Below are 12,530 nucleotides of genomic sequence, written 5' to 3'. Positions count from 1 at the left end.
GTCAGGGATGGGACAAATGGCTGCTGATGTTGCTCGGGGAGAGTGTCGCGAAGTCGATTGGTATCTCAGTGATCTAAGTGTCGCCAAAGGCGCCTCGCCAAACACCCTAAGCAACTACGCACGCGACCTGAATCGATACGCTCAGTTTATCGCTGAGACACAAAAGGCCGAGGTGGGCGCCAGTCTCGATTGGGGACAGGTTGATTCTGGCCAGGTCGAGTCCTTCCTGGTCTCTCTCGGCCTTGGCACAGAGAATCATGGTCCGCTAGCCGCCTCTTCGATAGGTAGGTGCCTATCAGCGGTGAAGTCATTTCACAAATGGTTGGTGCGTGAGGGAATCACCAGTGAGAACCCGGCCGCTGCGCTAAAGAGTCCCAAGCGCTCGATGCCCCTTCCGAAAGCACTGTCCGTTCAGGATGTAGGAAAACTCCTCGACGTAGTCGCGGAGCCGGGTGATGTAGTCGCACTTCGAGACTCAGCTTTACTTGAGTTCCTGTATGCCAGCGGTGCTCGTGTTAGCGAGGCGATTCGAGTGACCGCTGATGACATGGATATTGAGGACGAGTTCGCGGTTGTCCGTCTGTTCGGAAAGGGACGCAAACAGCGGCTAGTTCCACTTGGAGATCATGCGGTTCGCGCCATGAGTGCCTACGCGACGCGCGCTCGACCCGCATTGGCCGCTAAGGGGACGGGAGTGCCTGAACTGTTCCTTAACCTGCGCGGGAGAGCACTTTCAAGGCAGTCAGCCTGGGAGATCATTGACCGAGCCGCTCGAAGAGCAAACATTCAGACTGCTGTCTCTCCTCACACACTGCGGCATTCCTTTGCCACTCACCTCCTGGAGGGCGGTGCCTCGATTCGAGAGGTTCAAGAGCTCCTCGGACACTCAAGCGTGTCGACTACTCAGATCTATACCAAGCTTTCACCCGCCCTTCTTTCAGAGGTCTATCGCTCAACTCATCCACGTGCGTAGGTTGCGGCGGTAGGCCCCGTGATGCTCTCGGTGCGCCAGCCGGTTTTGGGTCGCGGTTGGCGGTAGAGTTGGGCGCGTGAGTAATGACTACCAACCCGCGCTAGTCGGTGTAGAAGCCGAGGATGAATTCCCCATTCCGCAGCCCCTTGATGGTCATGGACCCGCACGTGTTATTGCCGTCTGTAATCAAAAAGGCGGAGTTGGCAAGACGACCACAGCGATAAATCTGGCGGCCGCATTAGCCGAGTATGGCCGTAAGGTCCTAATCGTTGACTTCGATCCCCAGGGTGCGGCTTCGGTTGGCCTTGGAATCAATGCCCTTGACTTGGATACCACCGTCTACGATTTGCTCCTCGATCCAAAGAATGACGTGCACGCGGCGGTCCATCACACTCGGCTCCCGAATCTGGACGTCCTCCCGGCGAACATTGATCTGTCCGCGGCCGAGGTGCAACTTGTCAATGAGGTAGCCCGCGAGTCAGCCCTTGCCCGAGTGATCCGACCTCTGCTTGACGACTACGATGTCATCCTCATTGACTGTCAGCCCTCACTCGGTCTGCTGACTGTCAATGCGCTCACTGCGGCCCACGGCGTCTTGGTGCCGGTCGCGACTGAGTTCTTTGCTCTGCGTGGAGTGGCACTGCTGGTGGAGACCATTGAGACGGTTAGGGACCGAATCAATCCGAGACTTAAGATCGACGGTATCGTCCCGACCCTGGTTGATTCCCGAACACTTCACTCGCGCGAGGTTCTCGACCGCCTACACGAAGCCTTCGGGGATCTCATCTACCAAACGACCATCAATCGAACAGTTAAGTTCCCTGACGCCAGTGTGGCGACCGAACCGATCATCACCTACGCGCCAGAACACCAGGGAGCCAAGGCGTACCTGCAACTAGCCCGAGAGATGGTCCAACGCGGGGAAGTACCATAAGCGCCCAGATGGCCTCGGTCGAACCCCAAGAGAACTCCGCCGACACGGCCGTCACCCCGACAGAAGAAACGTTCGGGCCCCAGACTCTTCGGGGATTCGAGGTTGATCTTGATAACTTTCAAGGCCCTTTTGATCTGTTACTTCGGTTGATTGCTAGACATGATCTGGATCTGACAGAAGTGGCCCTAGCCGCCGTCACTGATGAGTTTCTCCAGTACTTGCGCGGGTCACCAGATTTGTCGTCGGCGACCGACTTCCTTGTTGTTGCCGCCACCCTGCTGGACATGAAGGCAGCCGCGTTGCTACCGCAAATTCCCGGCGAAGAACCCAGCGCAGAGGATCTAGAGGCTCGCGATCTACTGTTCGCCCGACTTCTTCAGTATCGAGCGTTCAAGGATGCTGCGGCGGTGCTTTCTGAGCTCTGGCGTACCAGCGCAGGTGGCGTTCCCCGCGCCGTCCCCCTTGAGCAGCCGTATGCTTCAATGCTCCCTGAGCTGCGTTGGTCCACGACACCGGAGCAACTTGCACTGATTGCTGAGGCTGCTTTGACTAGCAAGCCTCGTCCCGATCTCGCTGAGCACGTTGCGCGGATCAGTGCTTCGCTGGACGAGGAACTGAAGGTGGTACGCGATCACCTTCGTCGTGAGGGATCGGCAACTTTTGCACGGCTGATCGAAGGTGCCACGATACCGGCTATCGTTGTAACTCGCTTCTTGGCCCTCCTTGAACTCTATCGACGAGGCAGGGTCAGTTTTGACCAGCCAGAACCAATGGGCAAACTGTTAATCACATGGCGTGAGAAACGACGAGGTACGTTGCCTCAGGCCGAAGCGGACGCAGTCTTGGCAGTGAGGGGGAGTGATGACGAATCAGCCTGATAATGATGCCCCTGCCGATCTGTTCGAGGAAGCTCGCAGCGAGATGGAAGAAGCCTTCAGACTTGATGATGGTGATCTTCTCCCCGCGATCGAGGCCATCCTGATGGTGACGGCAGAACCGGTAAGCACCAGTGCTCTCTCATTGGCAACGGGTATGAAACCGGATCAGGTGGAAGAGGCGCTGAGAAGTCTTCAGCGAGACTATGACGGCGAGGATTCCGGACGCCAGCGCGGCTTTGAACTGCGCTTCCTTGATGACGGCTGGCGCATTTTCTCTCGATCCAAATGGGCTCCCTGGGTTGGCAGTTTTGTCGCGGGTGCCGAGACCGCGCAACTTACTCAGGCGGCACTCGAGACCTTAGCGATAGTTGCGTACCGGCAGCCGGTGACTCGCGGCCAAATCGCACGGGTACGAGGGGTGAACGTTGACGGCGTTCTTCGAACCCTTCTTGCGCGTGACTTGGTTGAAGAGGTTGGAACCACCGCGACAGGCGCTCACCTTTTCGGAACTACGACACATTTCCTTGAGCGGATGGGGCTATCAGATGTCTCGGAGCTGGTGCCGCTTGCGCCCTTTATGCCCGGACCCGAGAGTGTCCATGACATTGATACAGAGACGGAGGCATAGGCCATGAAGAATGATCCACATGTTGAAAGTGGAGAGCGTCTACAGAAGGTGCTCGCTCAAGCTGGTGTGGCTTCCCGGCGCGCCTCAGAACAGATGATCCTTGACGGTCGCGTGAGCGTGGACGGCACTGTGGTCCGCAAGCTCGGCACTCGGGTTGACCCGGCAAAACAAGCAATTCATGTCGACGGTAGTCGAATTGTCACGGAGTCCGCGCACCATGTTGTTCTGGCCGTGAACAAGCCCGAGGGCATGGTTTCCACCATGAGCGATCCGGAAGGGCGACCGTGCATCGCTGATCTGCTTGAGGAGTATCCGGAACGCCTTTACAACGTCGGCCGACTCGATATCGATACCTCTGGGCTGCTGCTACTCACGAATGATGGGGAACTGGCCCATCGACTAATGCACCCCTCGTACGAAATCGAAAAGACGTATGTGGCGCGAGTTCACGGCGAGGTCAAACCCTGGGTTCGGAAGAAGCTGATGAAGGGCGTGCTGCTGGAGGATGGCCCTGTAAAGGCAGACTCGTTCACGGTCAAGGACGTGTTCGGAGACATCTCCGCGGTCCAGATCAAAGTCCATGAGGGACGTAACCGTATGGTGCGACGAATGATGGAAGAGGTCGGATACCCGGTTAGTGAGTTGGTCCGGACGGGATTTGGCCCGATCAGGCTTGAGCGACTACAACCGGGGACGATGCGTCGTATCAAGGGCGATGATCTAACGGCTCTGTACGATGCCGTTGGCCTCTAAGATGCAAAGTCCTAATGCTTCAGTGGGCCCCACGGCCACCAGGGGACCGGTACTGGTTGTTGGGACGGGGTTGATTGGCGCCTCTATTGGTCTGGCACTGCGCGCGCGAGGCGTTGAGGTCTGGATGAAAGACCCCTCGCCAACTTCGCTTGCACTGGCCATGGATATGGGTGCGGGTACGCTCCCCGGCGAGGGAGATCCTACCCTGGTTGTCGTTGCCGCTCCGCCCGACGTTGTTGGGGCGGAGGTCGCGAAGGCTTTATGGCAATACCCGTCCGCCTATGTCACCGACGTGGCATCTGTAAAGCAGTCGGTGATTGACGACATTGTTGAGATGACCGGCGACGACCGTGAATCCCTGATGTCGCGCTACGCGGGATCTCATCCAATGGCAGGCCGATCCCGTTCGGGAGCCTCCAGCGCTCAGGCAGACCTTTTCTACGGCCGACCCTGGGTGAGCGTTCCGACGCGGTGGAGCGGTCATGACGTCCAGTTGGCGGTTCGTAATCTAGCTGGGGATCTGGGAGGGGTTCTAGTCACGCTGGAACCTGAGGAACACGACCGGGCAGTTGCCCTGGTTAGTCATGTCCCACAGATCGTTTCAAGCCTGCTTGCGGCGCGTCTTGCTGAAGCCCCCGAAAATGCCCTGGCACTTGCCGGACAGGGACTGAGGGATACGACGCGCATCGCCTCATCCGATCCCGACTTGTGGACTCGAATCATCGCGGGCAACGCGAAATCCGTTGCGGAAATCCTCGTTAGTCTACGAGGCGACCTAGATGCGCTGATCGATCGCCTCATAGATACAGATACGATGCCGGATATGCCGGTGGCGCCCGGAACCACGGCAGCGATCAGCAACGTCGTGGCCGCCGGTAATCGGGGAGTCGGGCGAATTCCCGGGAAGCACGGAAGCGCTCCAAAGCGCTGGTCAACGGTAGAAGTCTTGATTCCTGATGAACCGGGCAACCTGGGACGGCTATTTAGCGACCTTGGTTCTGCGGGTGTCAACATTGAAGATCTGACTCTGGATCACTCTGTCAGTCAGCCGGTTGGCCTCGCCCGAATCATGGTGGCGCCCCAGCGACTCGATACAGCGATTAAGGCATTGACAGAGCGTGGCTGGCGGATAGCGGGACGGGATCAGCAGTGAGTGAATCCAAGGGAGTACTGGTTGCGATCGATGGCCCTGCTGGATCAGGCAAATCGACCGTTTCTAAGCTTGTTGCCAAAAGGCTGGGCGTTGCATTCCTCGACACCGGAGCCATGTACCGAGGACTAACACTCGCCTGCTTGGGACAGCGGATTCCTCTAGATCATGTAGCCCAGGTTCTTGAAGAGGCCGATCAGATGAAGTTTCGGTTTGAGGGCACGGTGGATGAGCCGCGTTTCTATCTCGGTGACGACGAGGTGACCACACAGATTCGAGAAGTTGACGTCGCAGAGAACGTCTCCACTGTCGCGGGCTTAATCCCAGTTCGGAAATGGATGGCTGGGGAGCAACGTCGACAAATGCTGGCCGCCCGCGACCTTGGGACAGGCATGGTCGCTGAAGGACGGGACATCACTACGGTTGTTTGTCCGGACGCCGACGTCAAGGTTCTGCTGCTAGCTGACCCGGAAGCCAGGGTCAGACGCCGTACCCTTGAGATGTATGGCAAGGCAACCCCGGAACTCCTAGAGAAGACTAGGTCACTGGTCGAAGGACGTGACCAGGTCGACTCGTTGGTCTCCGAGTTCATGGAACCAGCCGAAGGAGTAACGGTCATTGATTCCTCGAATATGACTATTGACGAGGTTGTCGATACCGTGATTGGGATGGTAGCGACGATCAAAGGGGAGCATGTTGAAAAGAGTGGGCAGTAAGCGACTGATCGTAACGGGAACGACCATCTTGGCCGCGACGTCACTGATTGCTGGCTGTAGCTCTTCTGAACCAACTCCGGAGTCTGGCGATCAACAGTCCTCACAGTCGGACGGCGCTAGCGCAGCGGACGAAGACGATGCCCCGGAGTGGGATGATAGCGTCCGTCCAAGTGTCATGCCCCTCGTCGCTCAAGATATCTCAGAGTTACCTTTCGACATCTGGGCGCCGGAACCTTCGGTCGAGATCAATACTCAGATTTTGAGCGAAACGCATGCTGAGGATGACCAAGAGAAGATCGTCGAACTTGGTTCCGCACAGGCGGAAGTACCGCCAAACGTTCTGACTCTTCTTACTGAAGGTAGCGGGTTTGGCATGGGGATTGATGAAGACTCATCCCTTCCCGAAGTCGGGATAATCACGCCAGAGGACGGCTTCACTTCTTTGTCTGCCCTCCCCGGCATTGCGGCTGCGAACTACCTGGCTGACGGTGTTCCGTATCAGACTCTGACAGCGTTTGCAGCCGATTCTTCAGATCGAGCCGTAGTCTGGTTAGCCAAGGGCGAGACCGATGATGTCTGGTCCCTGATGAGCTGGAATCGAGACGAGGGGACGCTCCAAGAACTCGCTTCATCGTCTTCCTTGAGCACAAACTCGACCGAATCGTTCGTGCGAATGGAAACATCTCCAACCCTGTCCACGAACGGCCGCTATGTGCTGGCTTCGGTCTCCCTTCCAACCTCGATTATTGAAACCGCAGAGCCAGGCTCTAGCTTTGAAGACCTAGAGGTGCCTCAAGACCTTGGTAGCGAGTACTCTAGCGCTCTGTTCCGAGTGGAGTTAGACTCGCCCGGAGCGGCGGTCTATCTCGGTTCAGACCTGCTGGCAGAGGCAGACCCCGTGTACACCCGAGGGATTTTTGTCTCGCAGGGAGAACCTCAGACTCTTCTCACCGAGCAGGAAACACAGTCGGTTTCCGGGGCCGAGCAGTCTGATGGCTGGAAAACAACGATAGATTTCGTCTGCGGCGCGGCGAGCGGTGAGGCCTGCGATACAAACCCCGTACTTCCAATTATTTGGACGGATGGAGAAACCAGCTATCCGATCTTCATAATCGATGACGGCGACCAGTGGAAAGTCGCTTCGATGTCAGCTTCTGCCCGATATCTAGTGGTTTCCGTGGAGCCTTCCGCCTTGGAAGGCGAAGAACCCGACGCACAGAAGCCAGGGGCGTGGCTAATGATCTGGGACTTGGATTCGTCACATTTGGTTGCCGCTGTTCAGACGGATGGTCCTGTGGTTCCGAGCGCTGGTGCGAGCCTTGTCGTCTGGGGCAACTTGGCGACTACGGGAGAGTCAGACGGGGCCCAACTAGAATCCGGAATGACGCCAGATCGTCCCGCATACCTGTTTGATCCGACGCAGGCAGAGGACGACGCAGGATCCGTCTACTTACTTCCCGCGGGTCCGGCCGACTCTGGCCCCAAGGTGAGCGGGGACATCCTCGCTGTTCGCACTCTCGACGAAAAGCACGTCCCCACATGGACATTCCTACAGTGGAAGTGATATTTGTGGGGCAACTAATGCCCGTTCGCAACCGAGAAGAGCAGGGGAGTCGTAACCTCTTATCATGAGCAGCCCAATACCGAATAGAAACGTGTCAATCCCGAACTTTGTGCCGGCGGAAGTTGCGACTCAAGCGAGGACTCAATCTCCGATCCCCGGTCTGCCACAGGACATCGACTCCACTCTCACCTCAAACGCGATCTTCCTGGTCGTGTCGATGACTGATGCTCCAGGTGCGGCCGATACTATCCGCGACGTGCTCTCGGACTTTTCCGGACTGATTAAGACTGTCCACTTCAGGGACTTGGACGGCTCGTTGTACTGTACCGTCGGAATCGGATCGCGGGTGTGGGACGATGTCATGCGCACTCCCAAACCCAGGGAACTTGCCCCATTCGAAGAAATAGCCGGCGCCTCTCACACGGCTGTCGCAACTCCAGGTGACCTGCTTTTCCATATTCGCGCGAACCGACCCGACGTATGCTTTGAGTTCGAAAGAATCCTTCTGGACAAGCTCGGGAACTCGGTGAAGGTTGAGGACGAGGTCTCAGGATTTCGATACTTCGACGAAAGAGACCTACTGGGTTTCGTTGATGGTACTGCCAATCCTGTCGGTCCGCATCTGCCTCAGGCAACTCTGGTGGGGGAGGAGGACCCGGCGGGGAAGGGCGGAGCATACGTTGTTGTTCAGAAGTATGACCATGACCTGAAGAACTGGGGCGGTCAATCAGTCGAGAAGCAGGAAGCCATCATTGGGCGCACCAAGGTCGAAAACATTGAGCTGCCGGATGCGACGCACGGGCAGAAGTCACACAAGACTCTTAACACGATCAATGAGGCCGGAGAAGAGTTCGATATTCTCCGCGACAACATGCCGTTCGGCTCAGCGGCCGAGGGTGTCTACGGAACCTATTTCATCGGCTATGCCAGGTACTACTGGGTGATTCAAAGAATGCTCGAACGTATGTTCATTGGGGATCCTCCAGGGTTGCATGACCAAATCCTTGACTTTTCGACGCCACTGACGGGCACGACGTTTTTCGCACCGTCGGCAACAGCACTGGAACAGCTAGGCGACTAACCTTTACCTGTCGCGCGCCAGCCAGGGAGCATTGGCGGGACGTAGTTTATCAAGGTCACCTCGAAGCCGGGCCACCTCAAGAGCAAGAACCCCACCGACCAGTGTCGGGGATTGAACTCGCCCTTCGAACACGTACTTTACGAGGTCATCTCTGGGGACGAAGCAGCTCGTCATGACGGCCTCTTCATCTTCTAGCTGGAAGCCTGCCGGCCGTTCGACGGCAGACAGATCACGGGCAAGAAAAATGCGAAGCGTCTCCTCATTTCCTCCGGGAGTCGTAAAGATATCGGTGAGAACGTTCCATCTCGCCGCCGCTAGTTCGGCTTCCTCCGCCAACTCGCGCGCGGCTGCCGCTTGATAGTCCTCGCCATTGACGTCAAGAAGCCCTGCGGGAACCTCGACCAGTTCCATGCGCACCGGGTGGCGGTACTGGTTCACAACGGCAACGGTGTCGTCGTCCTCGTTCCAAGCCACGATGGCGACGGCGCCAGGATGAGTCACGAACTGTCGTTTCATCACCTCGCCGTTTGGGGTCTCTACGGTCTCCTCAACGAATGAGGAGACCGATCCCGTCCCCAGGACCTCCCTAGAACGAATCGGCCAGACAACGCGATGATCAAGTTCTACCATGGGATCAACGGTAACGCGTGCCTGTCTCCACGTCTTCTCGGGTGTAAATGCTGAGCGCAAAACTCGCTGAACAGCACTCGGCCAGGCAGACTTGCTACATGAACGAGATGGCATCGAAGCCCAAAGGTTTGGCGCGAATCGGAACTTCGGGTTGGAAGTATCCGGAGTGGCGCGGCAAGTTCTATCCGAAAGGACTGGTCCAACGACTGGAGTTATCGTATTTTGCGCAAAGAATACACTCGCTCGAACTGAATGGGCCGTTTTACGGCCTGATGCGTCCCTCGACCTACCAGAACTGGGCGAGCGAAGTGCCGGACGGATTTCGTTACGCGGTAAAGGGTTGGAAGACCGTCAGCCATCTTAGGAGGCTGAGGGACGTGGAAAAGCCGTTGAGTGATTTCTTCGCTTCCGGCTTGCTAGAACTTGGTGACAAGCTTGGGCCGGTCCTCTGGCAGTTACCGCCCTCGCTGAGATTCGACGCACCAACCCTGAACGACTTCCTGAAACAGCTACCGGCAACGACGGCGGAGGCGGCAGGAATTGCGGGCGTGTCGGCCCCGGACCGCTCAGTACAGCTGCGCTATGCCCTCGAGCCCAGGAACCAGACGTTTAGTGATCCCGAAGCCGTGGCAATCCTCAAGGAGCATGACGTCGCGATGGTTACCTCGGACAATCCCGACCGTTTTCCAATCTTCCATGAAGTCACTGCCTCATTCGCGTATTTCCGACTACACGGCACCCCAAAGATGTACTACAGCGACTATTCCGATGAACAGCTCGCGGTGTGGGCTGGCGCGATGACCCGGCTACTCCAGGAAGGCAGGGACGTGTACTGCTACTTTGATAACACCGCCGGTGGTCGCGCCCCATATAACGCGATGAGCCTGGCAGAAGTACTTCGGGGTGAAATGCCCGCACAAGAGACTCTGCCCGAGATGTAGTATCAGGCGAGGTGATGGATCCCGCCTGAGCGAGTGCTCGAACCGCCGTGTGGCTGATGGCTTCCTGTGAACCCCGAGTGGGTAGACAGCGGCCTGCCCAGAAAGATTCGTGACGATGCACAATCCTCCTCAGCCGTCACTTGATCGGCTAACCCCATTTGCTGGAAACGCGATCGTAGTCGGTGTTGTACCGAATCAACCCGACCTCGTTGTGGCGACTGCGATTTCGTTCGCGCGGGCGTCTGGTAGTAACGGAATCTACTTCGCCTATGCCGATCCGTCCAGATATGTGCACGAGGAGTTGCTCGACGGTTCGGTAAGGCACGTCGCCTTGAACCCGGATAGCCTCGACCAGGATTGGCAGGAGCGATCAGCAGCCATCGAGGCTCGACTCGAGCAGAGCATGGACGGAACCAACATTCCTTGGCAGTTCAGATATCTCGCGGGTCGACCTGACAGGGCACTGACTCACCTCGCGCGCGCGGTCAATGCGGCGGTCATAGTGGTCGGTAGCAGAGCGGAGGGGCGAACTCAGGCGATAAGAGAGTTCTTCGAGGGTTCGGTTGCCGTGCATTTGGCCCAGCACCAGCACCGACCCGTTCTTACCGTTCCACTCAGCGTGGTCGATTGGAAGGACGCGGCAAGCAAGTGGGAGAAGTGAGGCGTGTCGGCGTTCTTTATTTCGTTCCGTTCGTGGGTGCTGGGGCTACGGTCGGCACACTATTGCGCGCGGTGATTGAGGGGGCGTTCCCCCCGGAATCAGGGCAGTGGCCCTGGGCAACATTCTGGATAAATATCGTCGGGAGTCTCGTTCTCGGTTTTCTGCTTGAATTCTTGACTCTCGGAGGTGAAGACACGGGATGGCGTCGCACAGTCCGTCTCGGTGTTGGCACAGGAGTCATCGGCGGATTCACCACGTATAGCACCTTCGTGCTGGAGATAGACAAGGTGGCACAAGCAGGTCAGATTCCGCTCGCAAGTCTTTATGCACTCGTGAGTATTATGCTAGGTGTGGCCGCGGCCTATTTCGGCCTTGTACTAGCCGACCTGCGCCACCGTGCAACCTTGGCGAGGGGAGCAGAGAAATGATCCTGTTTCTAACTGCACTCGCCGGCGGCGTCGGAGGAGCGACTCGTTTTGCGGTGGATAACTGGGTGTCGACTCGCAGCAAGGTTTCCATCCCGGTAGGCACCGTCGTTGTAAATGTGACCGCGTGTTTTTTCTTGGGTCTACTCACCGGACTCGTGTCTGGTGCCACTAACAGCGTTGCACTACTTTCGATCTTTGGAGTGGGCCTTATGGGTGGATACTCGACCTTCAGTACCGCTTCGGTTGAGGGCGCAAGGCTGATAAAACAACGCCGTTATCTCGCGGCTCTTGTCCACGCAGGAGGGATGTTGGCTATCTGCCTAGTCGCGTCAACTCTGGGAATGTGGCTTGGCTCAGGATTGTCACTGGCCCTGGTCTAGGTCCTTGACTAGCTGAGCGACTCCGCTCCCCAGTGGCTTTACCTCGTATGTGAAGGTTTCTCCGGTCTCTGAGTCGTTGAGAATCAAATGCTTGGTTACGCCAGCCGGCTCGAAATCGACGGTGAGACTAGCGCGATCAAGAGCTTCCATCACGGTGAGGTTCTTGAACGAGGCCAGTGGGCCCAGCTTATGTCGACCGAGTAGGTAGAGCTTGGTGTCGGTCAAAGCGAGAACAATTGAGGCTGCCGGCTCCTCTTCTTCCATTCTTCTCTGGTTGATGAGACCCGCAATGCTACCGGCACCGGCGGCGGCATTTGCCATGCCGAGCGGTCCGAGCTTGCCCAGGACACCGGCAACAGCGCCGACCGCATCGCCCTCGCCGTAGGCTCCGGCCTGTTTGCGTGTCGTTCCCACTGGAAAGGCAATCGCGACTTCGATTACCTTGTCATCGCCAACGGCTTCTTGAGCGCCCTTAAGTGCTTCTCGTTCGTCGAGCATGTTCAGTCCATTCTTTTGGCCGAAAGAGGTTCTTAGAGGCTACCAACTTGAAAGGAGATAGGTAACCTCAGACGTCCGAGCGCTCGCTACACCGTGCTGAACTAGGAAAGACAACAAGCACACCGCAATGAGGCATACACGACAGTAACCGGATTCGGAAGCAGCCGACCATTTGACCTATAGTTGATGAGCCGAAAGGTAGCGGGCTGTGGCGCAGCTTGGTAGCGCACTTGACTGGGGGTCAAGGGGTCGCAGGTTCAAATCCTGTCAGCCCGACCGTTGTGGTGTGGCGGGACATAGTTCGTTTTATGTCCC

15 protein-coding genes and 1 tRNA gene are annotated in these 12,530 nt (G+C 57.3%); 14 read left to right on the top strand and 2 right to left on the bottom strand.

Annotated features, from left to right (window positions below):
* Window positions 1–16 precede the first annotated feature (16 nt).
* From U6G28_09565 to U6G28_09525, 9 genes are all read left to right on the top strand, one after another.
* Complete coding sequence (locus U6G28_09565; protein WRS29760.1) at window positions 17–973, top strand: site-specific tyrosine recombinase XerD; 957 nt, start codon at window positions 17–19, stop codon at window positions 971–973.
* A 76-nt stretch (window positions 974–1,049) separates the two neighbouring features.
* Window positions 1,050–1,907: an AAA family ATPase gene (locus tag U6G28_09560; protein ID WRS29759.1), complete on the top strand. Its 858-nt coding sequence runs from the start codon at window positions 1,050–1,052 to the stop codon at window positions 1,905–1,907.
* Window positions 1,908–1,915: 8 nt separating this feature from the next.
* A complete protein-coding gene (locus U6G28_09555; GenBank protein WRS29758.1) occupies window positions 1,916–2,785 on the top strand; it encodes a ScpA family protein in 870 nt (289 codons plus the stop codon).
* Complete coding sequence (locus U6G28_09550; GenBank protein ID WRS29757.1) at window positions 2,769–3,413, top strand: SMC-Scp complex subunit ScpB; 645 nt, start codon at window positions 2,769–2,771, stop codon at window positions 3,411–3,413. Before U6G28_09555 ends, U6G28_09550 begins: the two co-directional genes overlap by 17 nt.
* A 3-nt stretch (window positions 3,414–3,416) precedes the next feature.
* Entirely contained in the window at window positions 3,417–4,166 is a 750-nt protein-coding gene (locus U6G28_09545; protein ID WRS29756.1) for a pseudouridine synthase, read from the top strand.
* Window position 4,167: 1 nt separating this feature from the next.
* A complete protein-coding gene (locus U6G28_09540) occupies window positions 4,168–5,319 on the top strand; it encodes a prephenate dehydrogenase (GenBank protein WRS29755.1) in 1,152 nt (383 codons plus the stop codon).
* Window positions 5,316–6,032, top strand: coding sequence for a (d)CMP kinase (cmk, locus tag U6G28_09535; protein ID WRS29754.1), 717 nt, complete (start codon window positions 5,316–5,318; stop codon window positions 6,030–6,032). Before U6G28_09540 ends, cmk begins: the two co-directional genes overlap by 4 nt.
* Window positions 6,010–7,596, top strand: coding sequence for a hypothetical protein (locus U6G28_09530; protein WRS29753.1), 1,587 nt, complete (start codon window positions 6,010–6,012; stop codon window positions 7,594–7,596). Before cmk ends, U6G28_09530 begins: the two co-directional genes overlap by 23 nt.
* 64 nt (window positions 7,597–7,660) lie before the next feature.
* Window positions 7,661–8,677, top strand: a complete 1,017-nt coding sequence (locus U6G28_09525) for a Dyp-type peroxidase (GenBank protein ID WRS29752.1) — start codon at window positions 7,661–7,663, stop codon at window positions 8,675–8,677.
* Between the two features lie 3 nt (window positions 8,678–8,680).
* On the opposite strand, the gene U6G28_09520 is transcribed toward U6G28_09525, so the two are convergent.
* Window positions 8,681–9,307 carry an NUDIX hydrolase gene (locus U6G28_09520; GenBank protein WRS29751.1) on the bottom strand — a complete coding sequence of 209 codons (627 nt, stop codon included), beginning with the start codon at window positions 9,305–9,307 and terminating at the stop codon, window positions 8,681–8,683.
* A gap of 98 nt (window positions 9,308–9,405) precedes the next feature.
* Here U6G28_09520 and U6G28_09515 point away from each other — a divergent pair, with 98 nt between their 5' ends.
* The 4 genes from U6G28_09515 (at window position 9,406) to U6G28_09500 (ending at window position 11,717) form a co-directional block, all read left to right on the top strand.
* The gene (locus U6G28_09515) at window positions 9,406–10,248 is read left to right on the top strand and encodes a DUF72 domain-containing protein (protein ID WRS29750.1); all 843 of its coding nucleotides are present in this window, start codon (window positions 9,406–9,408) and stop codon (window positions 10,246–10,248) included.
* A gap of 115 nt (window positions 10,249–10,363) precedes the next feature.
* Entirely contained in the window at window positions 10,364–10,909 is a 546-nt protein-coding gene (locus U6G28_09510; protein ID WRS29749.1) for a universal stress protein, read from the top strand.
* Window positions 10,897–11,337, top strand: a complete 441-nt coding sequence (locus U6G28_09505; GenBank protein WRS29748.1) for a CrcB family protein — start codon at window positions 10,897–10,899, stop codon at window positions 11,335–11,337. Before U6G28_09510 ends, U6G28_09505 begins: the two co-directional genes overlap by 13 nt.
* Window positions 11,334–11,717, top strand: coding sequence for a CrcB family protein (locus tag U6G28_09500; protein WRS29747.1), 384 nt, complete (start codon window positions 11,334–11,336; stop codon window positions 11,715–11,717). Before U6G28_09505 ends, U6G28_09500 begins: the two co-directional genes overlap by 4 nt.
* Here the strand turns inward: U6G28_09500 and U6G28_09495 are convergent.
* The gene (locus U6G28_09495; protein WRS29746.1) at window positions 11,700–12,215 is read right to left on the bottom strand and encodes a hypothetical protein; all 516 of its coding nucleotides are present in this window, start codon (window positions 12,213–12,215) and stop codon (window positions 11,700–11,702) included. The two genes, U6G28_09500 and U6G28_09495, sit on opposite strands and share 18 nt — an antisense overlap.
* 202 nt (window positions 12,216–12,417) lie before the next feature.
* Here U6G28_09495 and U6G28_09490 point away from each other — a divergent pair.
* Window positions 12,418–12,491, top strand: a tRNA-Pro gene (locus U6G28_09490).
* Window positions 12,492–12,530 lie beyond the last annotated feature (39 nt).

This window comes from Actinomycetaceae bacterium MB13-C1-2, from assembly GCA_035621235.1.
In the GTDB taxonomy this organism is placed as follows: domain Bacteria; phylum Actinomycetota; class Actinomycetes; order Actinomycetales; family Actinomycetaceae; genus Scrofimicrobium.
This window is presented reverse-complemented; position numbering and strand designations above follow the sequence as displayed.